15 protein-coding genes are annotated in these 13,822 nt (G+C 69.5%); 9 read left to right on the top strand and 6 right to left on the bottom strand.

Going from position 1 to position 13,822, the window contains the following annotated elements:
* Positions 1-95: 95 nt before the first annotated feature.
* Complete coding sequence (locus tag AB0I43_RS35265) at positions 96-806, bottom strand: TIGR03089 family protein (RefSeq protein WP_356975981.1); 711 nt, start codon at positions 804-806, stop codon at positions 96-98.
* 3 nt (positions 807-809) lie between these two features.
* Positions 810-2,228: an LCP family protein gene (locus tag AB0I43_RS35260; RefSeq protein ID WP_356976198.1), complete on the bottom strand. Its 1,419-nt coding sequence runs from the start codon at positions 2,226-2,228 to the stop codon at positions 810-812.
* A gap of 187 nt (positions 2,229-2,415) precedes the next feature.
* On the opposite strand from AB0I43_RS35260, the gene rfbD reads away from it, so the two are divergent.
* The 5 genes from rfbD to AB0I43_RS35235 all read left to right on the top strand — a co-directional run bounded on the left by rfbD (position 2,416) and on the right by AB0I43_RS35235 (position 6,132).
* Positions 2,416-3,270: a dTDP-4-dehydrorhamnose reductase gene (gene rfbD / locus AB0I43_RS35255; RefSeq protein WP_357433400.1), complete on the top strand. Its 855-nt coding sequence runs from the start codon at positions 2,416-2,418 to the stop codon at positions 3,268-3,270.
* A gap of 107 nt (positions 3,271-3,377) precedes the next feature.
* Positions 3,378-4,277: a glycosyltransferase family 2 protein gene (locus AB0I43_RS35250; RefSeq protein ID WP_357433446.1), complete on the top strand. Its 900-nt coding sequence runs from the start codon at positions 3,378-3,380 to the stop codon at positions 4,275-4,277.
* Positions 4,278-4,340: 63 nt separating this feature from the next.
* The gene (locus AB0I43_RS35245) at positions 4,341-5,420 is read left to right on the top strand and encodes an NDP-sugar synthase (protein WP_356975977.1); all 1,080 of its coding nucleotides are present in this window, start codon (positions 4,341-4,343) and stop codon (positions 5,418-5,420) included.
* Positions 5,421-5,443: 23 nt separating this feature from the next.
* Positions 5,444-5,725: a hypothetical protein gene (locus AB0I43_RS35240; RefSeq protein WP_356975975.1), complete on the top strand. Its 282-nt coding sequence runs from the start codon at positions 5,444-5,446 to the stop codon at positions 5,723-5,725.
* Positions 5,722-6,132 carry a PIN domain-containing protein gene (locus AB0I43_RS35235; RefSeq protein ID WP_356975973.1) on the top strand — a complete coding sequence of 137 codons (411 nt, stop codon included), beginning with the start codon at positions 5,722-5,724 and terminating at the stop codon, positions 6,130-6,132. The genes AB0I43_RS35240 and AB0I43_RS35235 overlap by 4 nt, the downstream gene beginning before the upstream one ends.
* A gap of 8 nt (positions 6,133-6,140) precedes the next feature.
* Here the strand turns inward: AB0I43_RS35235 and AB0I43_RS35230 are convergent, their stop codons facing one another.
* A complete protein-coding gene (locus AB0I43_RS35230) occupies positions 6,141-6,833 on the bottom strand; it encodes a response regulator (RefSeq protein WP_356975971.1) in 693 nt (230 codons plus the stop codon).
* Positions 6,830-8,464, bottom strand: a complete 1,635-nt coding sequence (locus AB0I43_RS35225) for a sensor histidine kinase (RefSeq protein WP_356975969.1) — start codon at positions 8,462-8,464, stop codon at positions 6,830-6,832. The genes AB0I43_RS35230 and AB0I43_RS35225 overlap by 4 nt, the downstream gene beginning before the upstream one ends.
* 131 nt (positions 8,465-8,595) lie before the next feature.
* On the opposite strand from AB0I43_RS35225, the gene AB0I43_RS35220 reads away from it, so the two are divergent.
* Together AB0I43_RS35220 and AB0I43_RS35215 are read left to right on the top strand one after the other, a co-directional pair.
* Entirely contained in the window at positions 8,596-9,984 is a 1,389-nt protein-coding gene (locus tag AB0I43_RS35220) for a cation:dicarboxylase symporter family transporter (protein ID WP_356975968.1), read from the top strand.
* Positions 9,985-10,232: 248 nt separating this feature from the next.
* The gene (locus AB0I43_RS35215; protein ID WP_357433398.1) at positions 10,233-10,802 is read left to right on the top strand and encodes a Uma2 family endonuclease; all 570 of its coding nucleotides are present in this window, start codon (positions 10,233-10,235) and stop codon (positions 10,800-10,802) included.
* 13 nt (positions 10,803-10,815) lie between these two features.
* On the opposite strand, the gene AB0I43_RS35210 is transcribed toward AB0I43_RS35215, so the two are convergent.
* Together AB0I43_RS35210 and AB0I43_RS35205 are read right to left on the bottom strand one after the other, a co-directional pair.
* A complete protein-coding gene (locus AB0I43_RS35210) occupies positions 10,816-11,034 on the bottom strand; it encodes a DUF4287 domain-containing protein (RefSeq protein ID WP_356975964.1) in 219 nt (72 codons plus the stop codon).
* A 136-nt stretch (positions 11,035-11,170) separates the two neighbouring features.
* Entirely contained in the window at positions 11,171-11,578 is a 408-nt protein-coding gene (locus tag AB0I43_RS35205) for a DUF4267 domain-containing protein (RefSeq protein WP_356975963.1), read from the bottom strand.
* Between the two features lie 117 nt (positions 11,579-11,695).
* Here AB0I43_RS35205 and AB0I43_RS35200 point away from each other — a divergent pair, with 117 nt between their 5' ends.
* Together AB0I43_RS35200 and AB0I43_RS35195 are read left to right on the top strand one after the other, a co-directional pair.
* A complete protein-coding gene (locus AB0I43_RS35200) occupies positions 11,696-12,283 on the top strand; it encodes a TetR/AcrR family transcriptional regulator (RefSeq protein ID WP_356975961.1) in 588 nt (195 codons plus the stop codon).
* 63 nt (positions 12,284-12,346) lie between these two features.
* Complete coding sequence (locus AB0I43_RS35195) at positions 12,347-13,819, top strand: NAD(P)/FAD-dependent oxidoreductase (protein ID WP_356975960.1); 1,473 nt, start codon at positions 12,347-12,349, stop codon at positions 13,817-13,819.
* Positions 13,820-13,822: the final 3 nt, after the last annotated feature.

Here is a 13,822-nt window from a genome sequence, read left to right as displayed (position 1 = left end):
TGGATAGCTCCACCGTACGGATCGTCGCCGGGCGTGAGAACGTTCTCGGGTTGGACGATTGACCTATACCTGGGTAGGAGGCTTTACCGCCGCCGTCAGCGCTGCGCGGTGACCCGTTCCGAGGTGATCCGCCGATCCTGCGCGGCCGGATCCGGATTCACGACCTGCACCAGCGACGCGCCCGCCGCCAGCACCGCCACGAAGCCCTCGATCAGCTCCGCCGCGGTGTCCCACGGCGTGCTCGACAGCACCCGGTCGCCCTCGCCGAACCCCTGGCGCATGGCTGAACGCTTGGCCTCGGCGAACACCTCGGCGACCGGCATGCCGTCCAGCGCGACACCCGCGCCGCGCGGCATGAACTGATCGCCGTGCACCCGCACGTGCGTGGCGAAATCGGTGACGCCCAGCGGCAGGTCGCGCACCGGCGCGCCGAGCGGATCCAGCGACAGCGCCGCGACCTCGGCGATCTCGTCCGTCTCGGGCAGCCGCGCCGCCGTCACCAGGGCGAGTTCGGCGTCGGGGTCCGGATGCAGCACCACCTCCGCGCCCGCCCACCAGCAACCGAGCAGCACCGCCGCCGTCTGCCAGTGCGCCGGGAGCAGCACGGCCACCCGGGCGCCCGGGGTCAGGCCGAATTCGTCGCGAATCAGGTTGGCGGTCTTGGCCGCCCAGTTCGCCAGGGTCAGGCCCGACAGTTCGATCCGGGCGCCGGTGGCGTCGTCGTAGTAGGTCACGCGGGGCGCGGCGGGTTCGCGCGCGAGGATCGGATCGAGCACCAACTCGGTGAGGGTCGTGTGCTCACGCATTGTTCAGTTCACGCATTTCGGTCCGTTCTGGCCTGCGGAGATCGGTGGGGCGGGTGGCACCGGCGTCGCCGACGTCGAGGACGAGCCGGTGAAATCGAACATGGAGTTCGCGGATGAGCCCGGACCAGAATAGTCGCTCGCCAGCACCACGCTGATCGCTTCCGGCGACATCATCGGATCGGCCACCACCGTGAGCCCGCCGAGGGCCCGCGCCACCTCCTTGGCCTTCGGGTTCGACGAACTCGCCGCCAGTACCCGGGTGCTGATCACGCTGCCGCCGTTGTAATTGCCGACCTGCCCGGGCTGGTAGCCCTTCATGGCCAGCGCCTGGGACACCTTGGCGGCCAAGCCGCCCACGCCGCCGGCGTTGAGCACGTTCACCGTCACCGTGGCCGGATCGAACCCGATGTCCTCGGGCTCGTCGGTCTTGCCGTCGACCAGCGAGGACACGAACGCCTTCACCATCTTCGGCTCCACCCGGACCACGGATTCGCCGTTGTTGGTCATGCCGTTCAGGTCGGCGACCGGGATGGTCTCGAAGCGCACGTGCCCGCCCGACAGGTCCTTCAGCTGCTTCAGGAACGCGAGCACGTCCCAGCTGCCGTCCAGCACCACCGTGCGGCCGACCGCCTCGCTGAGCTCTTGCAGCCGGATGGGGTTGCTGAGCGTCTTCGCGCTGAGCATCTGAGTGGTCAACTGGGCCAGGAACACCTGCTGGCGCACGATCCGGTCGATGTCGCCGCGCGGCAGGTTATGGCGCTGGCGCACGAAACTCAGCGCCTGCGCGCCGTCGAGCCGCTGCTCCCCGGCGCGGAAATCCGCGCCCGACATCCATTCGTCCACCGGCGCGTTCAGGCATACGTCCACGCCGCCGACGGCGTCGGTGAGCAGCACGAAGCCGAGGAAACTGATCTCCGCGTAGTGGTCGACGGTGAGGCCGGTGAGCGCGCCGACGGACTTGATCAGCGCCTGCCGCCCGGCCTGCACGGACTGGGTCTCGGCCGCGGATTGCGAGAGGCCCTGCGCCAGCAGTTTCTCGTGCGTGGCCAGCTTGGTGGCGCCGTAGGCGGAGTTGATCTTGCTGGGCCCGATGCCGGGCACGTCCACGTAGCTGTCGCGGGGGATGGAGATGGCGGTGGCGGAGCGGCCGTCGTTGGGGACCCGCACCAGCATGATCGTGTCGGTGTTCATGCCGACCTCGTCGCCGGCGTGCAGCATGGCGCGTTCCTCGTCGCTCAGCGGATTGCCGTGCGCGTCGGTGCGGCTGTCCACGCCGACCAGCAGGATGTCGGTGGCGCCGTCGCGCTGGCCGCCCAGCCCGAGGTCGCTGATCCGTTCGATGCCCGAGACCAGCGAATCCATGCTGTGCCAGGCGAATCCGGTCAGCACCAGCACGGCCGCGGCCACGCCCGCGACCAGCATGCGGCCTCTGCCCGCCGATCTTTCTGCTGTCACTCTCAGCGTCCTTCCAACCGACCCGATGCCTGGTTCTTGCTGCCCCCGCAACCACCCGAACGCCTGTCCCCGGACCACTTGGGGCTCAAGGCTAACCGGCGGCTACCGCACCGGAGCGCACCTGCGGGTATCACGGCGTGCCAGACTGCACACCGTGCCCGCACCTTTTGCTCACCTCGTCGTGACCGGCGCGCGCGGTCAAGTCGGCCGCGAGCTGCTGCGCCTGGCGCCCGGCGCGCGCGCCTACGGCCGCACCGACCTCGACATCACCGACGCCGCCGCGGTCGCGGCCGTGCTCACCCCGGACACCGTGGTGCTCAACTGCGCCGCCTACACCGCCGTCGACGCCGCCGAATCCGACCCCGACGCCGCCTTCGCCGCCAACGCGACCGGGCCCGCCGTCCTCGCCGCCGCCTGCGCACGGGCCCGGGCCCGGCTCATCCATCTCTCCACCGACTATGTTTTCGGTGGTACCCACGATCGGCCCTACGACACGGGCGATACGACCGCACCCGCAACGGTTTACGGCCGCAGCAAACTGGCGGGGGAGCAGGCGATCCTGGCGTCCGGCGCCGCCGCCCACATCGTGCGCACCGCGTGGGTATACGCCGGCGGCACAGGAGATTTCGTGGGCACCATGCGCCGGCTGGAACGCGAGCGCGACACCGTCGACGTGGTCCGCGACCAGCTCGGTTCGCCCACCTACGCCGCCGACCTCGCCGCGGGCCTGCTCGAACTCGCCGCCCGGCCCGACGCCCCCCGCCTGCTGCACGCCGCGAACTCCGGCGAGGCCACCTGGTTCGACCTGGCCCGGGCGGTCTTCGAGGAGGTCGGAGCGGACCCGGAACGGGTCCGGCCGTGCACCTCGGCGGCCTTCCCGAGACCCGCACCGCGCCCGCCCTATTCGGTGCTGTCCACGCGCTCCTGGACCGCCGCCGGGCTCACCCCGCTGCGCCCCTGGCGGTCCGCCCTGCACGCCGCCGTCCAGCGAAAGATCCACGCCACGTAGGCGATTCGCCGACCACCCCGGTATCCCCCTGGACTCGGGGGCGCGCGGTCGCGGGTCGGCGACTAGGCTTCGGGCCTGTGAGCGAGCGCAGCGAGGGAACCGACAACATGACCGCGTCCGATTCGTTGGCCCCGGGGGGCCTGGCCGTCGTCACGGTGACCTATTCACCCGGCGAACACCTCGAGCACTTCATCTCCACCCTGGCCACCGCCACCGGCGAGAAACCGCAGGTGATCCTGGCCGACAACGGCTCGACCGACGGGACACCCGAACTGGCCGCCGAGGCCAACGCGCACGTGCGCCTGCTGCGCACCGGCGGCAACATCGGCTACGGCGGCGCGATCAACCGCGCGGTCGCCGAGATCGACCCCGACATCGAATTCATCGTCATCGCCAACCCGGACATCCGGTGGGGCACCGACTCCATCGACCAGCTGCTCACCGCCGCCAAGCGCTGGCCGCGCGCGGGCGCGCTGGGCCCGCTGGTGCGTGAACCCGACGGCAGCGTCTACCCGTCGGCCCGGTCGGTGCCCGGCCTGCTCGACGGCGCCGGCCACGCCATCCTCGGCTCGGTCTGGCCGGGCAACCCGTGGACGCAGCGCTACCGCCGCGACAACGAGCAGATCGCCGAGCGCACCGTCGGCTGGCTGTCCGGCTCGTGCCTGCTGGTGCGCCGCAAAGCCTTCGACTCCATCGACGGCTTCGACTCCCGCTACTTCATGTACATGGAGGACGTCGACTTCGGCGATCGCATGGGCAAGGCCGGCTGGCACAACGTGTTCGTGCCGACCGCGGAGGTCACCCACGCCAAGGGCCACGCCGCCGGCAAGCTCCCCGAACTCATGCTGCCCGCGCACCACGCCAGTGCCTACCGCTTCCAGGCCGACCGGCATCCGCACTGGTGGCAGGCCCCGCTGCGCCTGGCCCTCAAGGCCGGACTTGCCATCCGCGAGCGGATTGCGGTTCGATCGGCGCTGCGCCAGCAGGCGCGCGAAGCAGCTCAGTAGCCGCACAGCAAGCTAGCCTGGTTCAGGCATATGCCCTGGCGGAACGATGAACAGGGGAACTCGATGGGAAACGCAGGCAGCACCGACGCGGTGATCCTGGTCGGCGGCCAGGGCACGCGGCTGCGTCCGCTCACCCTCTCGGCGCCCAAGCCGATGTTGCCGACCGCCGGTCTGCCGTTCCTCACCCATCTGCTGGCGCGTATCGCCGAGGCCGGGATCACCCACGTCGTGCTCGGCACCTCGTTCAAAGCGGAGGTGTTCGAGGAGCACTTCGGCGACGGCGCGGAGCTCGGCCTGGAACTGGAGTACGTCACCGAGACCGAGCCGCTGGGCACCGGCGGCGGCATCCGCAACGTGCTGCCGAAGCTGCGCGCCGACAACGTCATGGTGTTCAACGGTGACGTGCTCGGCGGCACCGATCTCGGGGCCGTGCTCGACACCCACGAGAAGAGCAACGCCGACGTCACCCTGCACCTGGTCCGGGTCAGCGATCCGCGCGCGTTCGGCTGCGTGCCCACCGACGAGAACGGCCGCGTCACCGCGTTCCTGGAGAAGACCCAGGATCCGCCGACCGACCAGATCAACGCGGGCTGCTACGTCTTCCGCCGCGAATACATCGAGAAGATCCCGCCCGGCCGCCCGGTCTCGGTGGAGCGCGAGGTGTTCCCCGCGCTGCTCACCGAGGGCGCGCGGGTGCAGGGGCACGTCGACTCGGCCTACTGGCGGGACATGGGCACCCCCGAGGATTTCGTGCGCGGCTCCGCCGACCTGGTCCGCGGCATCGCACCCTCCCCGGCCCTGCCGGGCCAGCGCGGTGAATCCCTGGTGCATCCGGGCGCGGGCGTGGCGCCCGGCGCACTGCTCATCGGCGGCACCGTCGTCGGCCGCGGTGCCGAGATCGGCGCCGGCGCCCGCCTGGACGGCGCCGTCATCTTCGACGGCGCGGTCATCGAGGCCGGGGCCACCGTCGAGCGCTCCATCATCGGCTTCGGCGCCCGCATCGGCCCCCGCGCCCTGGTCCGCGACGGCGTCATCGGCGACGGCGCCAACGTCGGCGCCCGCTGCGAACTCCTGCGCGGCGCCCGCATCTGGCCCGGGGTGGAGATCCCCGACGGCGGCATCCGCTTCTCCACCGACGTCTGACCCGAACTCAGTAGACTCGGGCTATGACAGCCGCACGCAACGAGTACGAAGCAGTGCACCGCTTTGTGGACAGCCTGTCGTCGACTCAGGTGCGGCGATTGCGGCTCCTGGTCAACGACGATCCCGAGCTGGGCGAAGTTGCCCGTGCCCTCTGCGACGACGCCGGCCACGCGCCGGGCGAGGCAGCGGACGCCGCTCGACCGCGTCGGCGATCGCTGGGTTTCATCGGAGCCCTCGACGCCGAACCCGAGCTAGCCGAGCGATCGGCCGAGCTGGTGCGAAGGGGCCTTGGCGGCACTGAATGATCGTGCTGGACACAGGTCCGATCGTCGCCGCGATCAACAAGCGCGACAACCGGCACAGCGAATGCGCGAAACTGCTGGAGACCGCCGCGGGGCCGCTCGTCGTCCCCGCGCCGGTGCTCACCGAGGTGAGCTACCTCTTGGAGAAGCGCAGCGGAACCCACGCCGAAGCTCTGTTCCTGACCGCCTTGATCGACGGCGAAATCGAACTCGAAGCCCTGACCCGCGCTGACTTGGTGCGCGTGCGGCAGTTGGTGATTCAATACGCCGATCTGCCCCTCGGTTCGGTAGACGCCTCGGTCGTCGCGGTGGCCGAGCGTCTCGGCGTAACCGAGGTCGCGACATTGGATCTGGCGCATTTCCGGGTGATCAAACCGCAGCACTGCGCGGCGTTCGCGTTGTTGCCGTAGAACTCCGATCAGCTCTTCCAGAGGTAGCGGGTTTTGGGGCGGCCGGCGCGACCGTAGTCGGAGCGGCGCAGCACGAGTCCGTCGTCGGCGAGTTTCTCCAGGTAGCGCCAGGCGGTGATGCGGGAGACGCCGATGGAGGTGGCGGTGTCGGCGGCGGTCATGCCGTCGGCGGCCGCGCGCACTACGCGCGAGATCTCCTCCAGGGTTTGCGGCGCAACGCCTTTGGGGGCGCTGGCACGCTGGTCGGTGGTGCGCAGCGCGGCCAGGGCGCGGTCGATGTCGTGCTGGGTGATCGCGGATTCGCCCGCGGGCAGCGCGGACCGGAATTCGCGGTAGCGCTCGAGCTTCTCCCGGAACGCGGCGAAGGTGAAGGGCTTGAGCAGATAGAGCACGACGCCGTGCGAGACCGCGGTGCGCACCATGGTGAGATCGCGCGCCGAGGTGATGGCGATGACGTCGGGCCGCGGCGCAAGCCCGGAGAGCGCGGCGGCGACCTCCAGGCCGCTGGTGTCGGGCAGCCCGATGTCCATGAGCACCAGATCGATCGGTGTTCCCTCGGCGGCGGCCTCGGCGGCGGCGCGCATGGCGTCCCGCCCGGTGTGTGCGATGCCGACCGGGGTGAAACCCTCGATGCGGGCCACATAGGCGCGGTGCGCCTCGGCGATCAAGGGTTCGTCCTCGACGATGAGCACTCGGATCACGACTGTTCCTGTCTACCTTCGATATTCGCGGTGTCCCGTGGGATTGCCACGGTCACCGCACTTTCCGGGTCCCGCTCGGTGCCGATGACACCGTCGTGACGTCCGACCAGCCGGTGCACCAGCGCCAGACCGAGGCCATGGTGATCGGATTTGGTCGTATAACCGCGTTCGGAGGCCCGCGCGAAGGCCTCCGGCGACATGCCGGGCCCGCTGTCGGCGACCCGCACCAATAGTGCGGAACGTTCCCGGGCCGCCGCGTCATCCCCGGCGGCGCGATCCTGGTGCCGGACAGTCACTTCCACCCAGCCGCCGGCCCCATCCGGTCCCTTCACGTCGCCGGTGGCGGCGGCGTCGATGGCGTTGTCGATGAGATTGCCGACCAGGGTGACCGCCTCGTGCGCGGACAGCGGTGCCGTCGAGTCCAGCGCGGTGTCCTCGGAGATGGTGAGTTCGACACCGCGTTCGGCGGCCTGGTTCACCTTGCCCAGCAGCAGCGCGGCCAAGGCCGCGTCGCCGACGTCGGAGAGCAGGCGATCGATCAGATTCTGCGAGAGTTCGAGTTCGGCGGTGGCGAACTGCACGGCTTCGTCGTGCTTGCCGAGTTCCACCATGGTGACCACCGTGTGCAGCCGGTTCGCCGACTCGTGCGCCTGCGCGCGCAGCGACTCGGCGAAGCCGCGCACGGAGTCGAGTTCGCCCATGACCGTGCGCAATTCGGTGTGGTCGCGGATGGTCATGACGGTGCCGAGCGGCCGCCGCCCGGACTGCACGATGTCCTGGTTGACGAGCAGGATCCGGTCGCCGGTGACGTGCATCTCGTCGCGCACCACGTCCCGGCTCATGCGCTGCATCGAGACCGGCAGATCCGTGCGCCGCACCGGCCCGTCGGGCAGGTCGAGCAGGCGGCGGGCCTCGTCGTTGACCACCTCGGCGGCTTCGCCGTCGCCGAACACCACCAGCCCCTCGTGGATGGAGTGCAGGACCGCGTCGTGCTGCTCGTACATCACGCGCAGTTCGTCGGGCGCGAGCCCGTGGGTCTGGCGGCGCAGCCGGCGGCTCAGCAGGAACGACCCGGCCGCCGCGACCAGCAGCCCGGCCACGGCCACCCCGATGATCTTCGGCAGCTGATTGCCCACCTCGTCGCTGATCCGGGCCCGGGTCACCCCGGCCGACACCAGCGCGATGATCCGGCCGGATTCGTCCCGGACGGGGGTGACCGCGCGGATCGACGGACCCAGGGTGCCGGTGAAGGTCTCGGTGAACGTCTCCCCGGCCAGCGCGCGATCGATGTTGCCGCTGAACGGCAGGCCGATCTGCTGAGGATTGGTGTGGGTGAACCGGGTGCGGTCCGGCGCCATCACGACGATGAAGTCCATGCCGGTCTGGCGGCGCACGGCCTCGGTCACCGGTTGCAGCCGTCCGGTGGGGTCGGGGGAGCGGACCGCGTCGGCGGTCGAGGGGACCTGCGCCAGGGTCGCCGCGACGTCGACGACCTCCTGCTCGGTGGTCAGGTCGCTGGTGTGCCGGGCGTCCAGGACGGCGAGCACCGCGCCGATCCCGATCAGCAGCGCGAGCACCACCAGTTGCAGCACGAATGCCTGCCCGGCGAGGGATAGCCGGCCATTTCTCATCAGCCGACCTCCGAACGCACGAGCTGAACGTTATGCAATAAACCGTGACCCAGGTCACGCGGGTCGCCATCATTTTGCACGTGGGTCCACAGACCCGTTCACGCCGGTACCTTCGGAAGGCAATCCTCGCCATGAGCGACACAACTCAACAGGGGACGACCGCGCCCAAGCGCGACCGCACCCACTGGCTATATCTAGGTGTTCTGGCGGCGGTTGTCGCGGGCGTCATCGTCGGCAAGGTGGCCCCGGATTTCGCGGTCTCTCTGGAGCCGCTGGGCAAGATCTTCGTCAATCTGATCAAGATGATGATCGCGCCGGTGATCTTCTGCACGATCGTGCTCGGTATCGGTTCGGTGCGCGCCGCGGCCACCGTCGGCAAGGTCGGCGGCCTGGCCTTCGGCTACTTCCTCGTCATGTCGACCGCCGCGCTCGGCATCGGCCTGCTGGTCGGCAACCTGCTCGAGCCCGGTGACGGCCTCAACATCAGCAAGGCGGCCGCCAGCCAGGGCGCCAAGTACGCCGATCAGGCGCACGCCGCGGGCGGGACCTGGGAGTTCATCCAGGGCATCGTGCCGACCACGCTGGTGTCGTCGCTGACCTCCGGTTCCGTGCTGCAGGCGTTGTTCGTGGCGCTGCTGGTCGGGTTCGCGCTGCAGGCCATGGGCAAGACCGGCGAGCCGATCCTGCGCGGCATCGCGGCCATGCAGAAGCTGGTGTTCCGGGTTCTGGTGATGATTCTGTGGCTGGCCCCGATCGGCGCCTTCGGCGCGATCGCGACCGTGGTCGGCAAGACCGGCTGGTCCGCGGTGGTGCAGCTGGCGACGCTGATGCTCGCGTTCTACCTGACCTGCCTGGTGTTCGTGTTCGGTGTGCTCGGCGTGCTGATCCGGGTGGTCTCCAAGGTCTCGATCTTCAAGCTGGTGCGTTACCTGGCGCGCGAATACATGCTGATCGTGGGCACCTCGTCCTCGGAGTCGGCGCTGCCGCGCCTGATCGCGAAGATGGAGCACCTGGGCGTGGAGAAGACGACCGTGGGTGTCGTTGTGCCGACCGGGTATTCGTTCAATCTCGACGGCACCGCCATCTACCTGACGATGGCCTCGATCTTCATCGCCGACGCGATGGGCAAGCCGCTGAGCATCGGTGAGCAGATCGGCCTGCTGGTCTTCATGATCGTGGCCTCCAAGGGTGCGGCCGGCGTGACCGGCGCTGGCCTGGCGACGCTGGCCGGCGGCCTGCAGAGCCATCGCCCCGAACTGCTCGACGGCGTCGGCCTGATCGTCGGCATCGACCGCTTCATGTCCGAGGCCCGCGCCGTCACCAACTTCTCCGGCAACGCCGTCGCCACCGTGCTCGTCGGCACCTGGACCAAGACCATCGACCCCGCCCGCGTCCAAGCGGTGCTGAACAAGGAGATCCCGTTCGACGAGCAGACCATGGTCGACGACCACGGCCCCGCCGACGAGACCCCCGAAGACCCCAAGCCGGGTGCACCCGAAAAATCCCTGCAACCGGCTTGACCCGGCCCTGACGCCCTGGCCATAAGCCGGGGCGACAGGGCAGCACCGAGGACCGGCCGCTCTACCGGCCCCCGGTGCCCCAACCACGAAGGGCCCGCGAATCCCGCGGGCCCTTCCTGGTTTTCCGGGCATACCGGACCACTTCCGGCAGGGTGGCCTAAGCCGCAGCTTTGGGCTATACGCTTTCGCTCTCAGGCACTTGTCTCGTGGGAGACTCAAGCCGGTCCTGGAACCAGTGGGGAGGAGGAATGGTGACTACCGTGCATTCACCCGATCATCTGCTCAGCCTCGAAGAGTGGGACGCACTGCCCGAAGACAACAGCCGTCACTACGAGCTTGTCGAGGGGGTGCTTGTTGTGTCACCGAAACCGAAGCCGCACCATCAGCGAGTCGGTGGGAGGCTTTTCGGGCAGTTGGACGCGCAGCTCAACGATGCATGGGTCGTCGTTCCGGAATGCGAGGTTGTCGTCGATCGGCGATCGCCGGCTACGGTTCGAGTGCCCGACCTCGTGGTGGTTCGCGCAGAAGTGTTCCGGGACAATCCGGCTCGTTTCGACCCCGCCGATGTCCTCGTCGCGGTCGAGATCTTCTCGAAAGGTACCAAGCGTGCCGATCGCGTCACCAAATACTTCGAGTACGCCGAGGCTGGTATCCGCCATTACTGGCTGATCGATCCGGAGGCACCGCTCAGTCTCACCGCATACCTACTGGTGGATGGTGAATACGAGCGGGTAGGCGAAAGCGCCGCACCGATGACCATCGAACTCGACGGCTTCCAAGTGCTCCTGGATCTGCCGATGCTGGACCCGGCGGCGTAACTTCGGAACAACCTCAGGAGGCCCACTTCTCGGGGTTGAGGTAGTGCTGGGTGAGGGCGGTGGCGTGGCCGTGACCGAAGCCGTGTTCGGTCTTGAGCCAGGCGACGAGGTCTTTGAAGGTGGTCAGGTCGGTATCGGCCATGGCGGATTTCCACTCGGCGATGGTGCGGCCGTACTTCGCTTCGATGGAGGGGAAGTAGGACGCGGGGCCGTGGGGCTTGGTGGCTGCCATGGGGTTCTCCTTGCTCGTGCTGGTTACCGATCTTGACGGAGTCGCGCCCGAGAAATCATCGCGCACACCGGGTTTGTGGCTCAGGACACAGCGACGGCGCCGACCCTGGGGTCGGCGCCGTTCGGAAAGCGCTGGGTCAGGCGGCGATCGGGGCTCGCGCGGTCCGGTGCTCCCGGATCAGCAGCGCGCCGGTGAGCGCGACGAACACGGCGGTCAGGCCGTGCACGAACAGGGCCGTGGTGGTGGAGCCGTCCCAGCGGAACACGGTGAGCATGTCGCCGAGCGGCGCCAGCGCGACCGCCAGCGTGGCGATCCCGAGGGCGTAGCGCTGCTTGGTGGCCAGCAGGACCAGGCCCACCACGCCGAAGGTGGCGTCGCGTACGCCCTTGAGGTTGAGGAACGCGGTGGCCTCGCCGTCCGGCCAGGCCGGCATGCCCATGCCGGGGGCGATGGTCTCGGGTGCGATCAGGTAGTTGATCCCGACGTAGAGGATGAACAGCGCCCAGGTGGCGGAGAAGACGGTGGCGAGACGAGAGACGTTCATGGTGACTCCTGGTGTGCCGCACCGACATTCCCGGTGCTCATTTATCTAGCATCGCTAGCTTCGGGAGCAACTGTAAACGAGCGTAGATAGTTTGTCTAGCGCTGCTAGTATTTCTGCATGAGCACCCAAGCCCGCAAGGAACGCGAACGCGCCGAACGCCATCAGCGCATCATCGACACCGCCCTGGAACTGGCCGAAACACACGGCTGGGAGGCGGTGACCGTGCGCAAACTGGCCGAGCGCATCGAATACAGCCAGCCCGTCCTCTACAGCCACTTCGCCGGCAAACAGGCCATCGTCTCCGCCGTCGCCGAACAGGGCTGCGCGGTCATGGCGACGGAACTGCGGGCCGCGCGCGAGGCCGCCGCCGACCCGGAGGCGGCGCTCGGCAATATCGCCCGCGCCTACCTGCGCTTCGCCTCGGAGCACCCCGCCCGCTACGACGCCATGTTCGTCCTCAAGACCGACCTGAACTTCGGTCCCGACGCCCCCCAGGCGCTGCGCGACGCCTTCGCCGAGATCCAGGCGCCGTTCCGCCCCTTCTATCAGGGGCCCGAACTCGCGGCGCGGACCGAGGTGGCCTGGTCCTCGATGCACGGCATCGCCACCCTGGACCGGGCCGGCCGACTGGTCGACGCCCTGCGCGAGCAGCGGCTGCGGGTCCTGATCGGCGAATGGCGCGCCGCTGTAGGCGCATCCGCCTGATCCGGCGCTGTGCGGTCGATTACGGCCGCCGACCACGGCCCGATTCAGCGGTAGCGTGGGGTCATGGCTGATGTCGCAGTGGTCGGATCCGGACCCAACGGCCTCGCCGCGGCGGTGATCCTGGCGCGGGCGGGGCTCTCGGTGGAGGTCTTCGAGGCCCAGCCCACCGCGGGCGGTGGTTCCCGCACCGCCGAGCTCACGCTGCCGGGCTTCCACCACGATGTCTGCGCGGGCGCACACCCAATGGCCTTGGCGTCGCCCTTCTTCCGGGCCTTCGACCTCGCCGCGCACGGGGTCGACCTGCTCACCCCCGAGGTGTCCTACGCCCATCCGCTCGACGGCGGCCGCGCGGGCCTGGCCTGGCGCGATCTGGATCGCACGGTGGCGGGCCTGGGCCGTGACGGCGCGGCCTGGCGCAACTTGTTCGCACCGCTGGTGCGGCACTGGGAGGCGGTCGTCGACGTCGCGATGGGTGATCTGCGCCGCCTGCCCCCGCCCGCCGAACTCGGCACCGCCGCCAGTTTCGGCCTGCGCGTGCTCGAGCAGGGTTCGCCCCTGTGGAACAGGCGTTTTCAGGACGACGTCGCCCCCGCCCTGCTCACCGGCGTCGCCACCCACGCCATCACCCCGCCCCGCGCCATCCCCGCCATGGGCGCGGGCATGCTGCTCGGCACGCTCGCGCACGCGGGCGGCTGGGTGCTGCCGCGCGGCGGCAGCCAGGCCATCCCGAACGCGCTCATCGCCGAACTCGAACGCCTGGGCGGCAAGGTCTACACCGGCCAGCGCGTCGACTCGCTCGACGAATTCGCCACGGCGCGTGCGGTCCTCTTCGACACCTCACCCGCGGAACTGCTCCGGATCGGCGGTGCCACCCTGCCGCGCCGCTACGCCAACCAGCTCGGCCGGGTGCACTACGGCGGCGCCGCGTGCAAGGTGGATTTCGCGCTGTCCGGCCCGGTGCCCTGGCGTGCCACGGACTGCGACCGCGCGGGCACGCTGCACCTGATCGGCACCCGCGAGGAAGCCATGGTGGCCGAGCGCACCGTGGCCGCGGGCCGGCACGCCGAGTCGCCCTACGTGCTGGCCATCCAGCCCGGCGTCGTCGACGACACTCGCGCGCCCGCGGGCAAACACACGTTCTACACCTACGCCCACGTCCCCAACGGCTCCACCCGCGACATCAGCGACCAGGTCATCGCGCAGGTGGAACGCTTCGCGCCCGGCTTCACCGATCTCATCCTGGACAAGCACGTCTGGACGGCCGCCGAGCTCCCCGCGCACAACGCCAACTACTTCGGCGGCGACATCTCCGCCGGCGCGATGAACCTGCGCCAGACGGTCTTTCGCCCGGTGGCGCGCTGGAACCCCTACGCCACACCGGTTTCCGGGCTCTACCTGTGCTCCTCGGCGACACCGCCCGGTCCGGGCGTGCACGGGATGAACGGGCTCAACGCCGCCCGGCACGTGCTGCGGCGCGAGTTCGGCATCCGGACGGATCCGCTGGAGCTGCTGGATCCCGGCAGGCAGGGGGCCTGACGA

The organism is Nocardia sp. NPDC050435 (assembly GCF_040655395.1).
Classification (GTDB): Bacteria; Actinomycetota; Actinomycetes; order Mycobacteriales; family Mycobacteriaceae; genus Nocardia.
The sequence above is the reverse complement of the archived record's forward strand: the minus strand, read 5'-3'. Positions and strand labels throughout refer to the sequence as shown.

Coding starts and splice junctions, on each gene's coding strand:
- AB0I43_RS35265 (WP_356975981.1), bottom strand. CDS start 806: ATGCGTGAGCACACGACCCTCACCGAGTTGGTGCTCGATCCGATCCTC.
- AB0I43_RS35260 (WP_356976198.1), bottom strand. CDS start 2,228: ATGCTGGTCGCGGGCGTGGCCGCGGCCGTGCTGGTGCTGACCGGATTC.
- AB0I43_RS35250 (WP_357433446.1), top strand. CDS start 3,378: ATGACCGCGTCCGATTCGTTGGCCCCGGGGGGCCTGGCCGTCGTCACG.
- AB0I43_RS35245 (WP_356975977.1), top strand. CDS start 4,341: ATGGGAAACGCAGGCAGCACCGACGCGGTGATCCTGGTCGGCGGCCAG.
- AB0I43_RS35240 (WP_356975975.1), top strand. CDS start 5,444: ATGACAGCCGCACGCAACGAGTACGAAGCAGTGCACCGCTTTGTGGAC.
- AB0I43_RS35235 (WP_356975973.1), top strand. CDS start 5,722: ATGATCGTGCTGGACACAGGTCCGATCGTCGCCGCGATCAACAAGCGC.
- AB0I43_RS35225 (WP_356975969.1), bottom strand. CDS start 8,464: ATGAGAAATGGCCGGCTATCCCTCGCCGGGCAGGCATTCGTGCTGCAA.
- AB0I43_RS35220 (WP_356975968.1), top strand. CDS start 8,596: ATGAGCGACACAACTCAACAGGGGACGACCGCGCCCAAGCGCGACCGC.
- AB0I43_RS35215 (WP_357433398.1), top strand. CDS start 10,233: ATGGTGACTACCGTGCATTCACCCGATCATCTGCTCAGCCTCGAAGAG.
- AB0I43_RS35210 (WP_356975964.1), bottom strand. CDS start 11,034: ATGGCAGCCACCAAGCCCCACGGCCCCGCGTCCTACTTCCCCTCCATC.
- AB0I43_RS35205 (WP_356975963.1), bottom strand. CDS start 11,578: ATGAACGTCTCTCGTCTCGCCACCGTCTTCTCCGCCACCTGGGCGCTG.
- AB0I43_RS35200 (WP_356975961.1), top strand. CDS start 11,696: ATGAGCACCCAAGCCCGCAAGGAACGCGAACGCGCCGAACGCCATCAG.
- AB0I43_RS35195 (WP_356975960.1), top strand. CDS start 12,347: ATGGCTGATGTCGCAGTGGTCGGATCCGGACCCAACGGCCTCGCCGCG.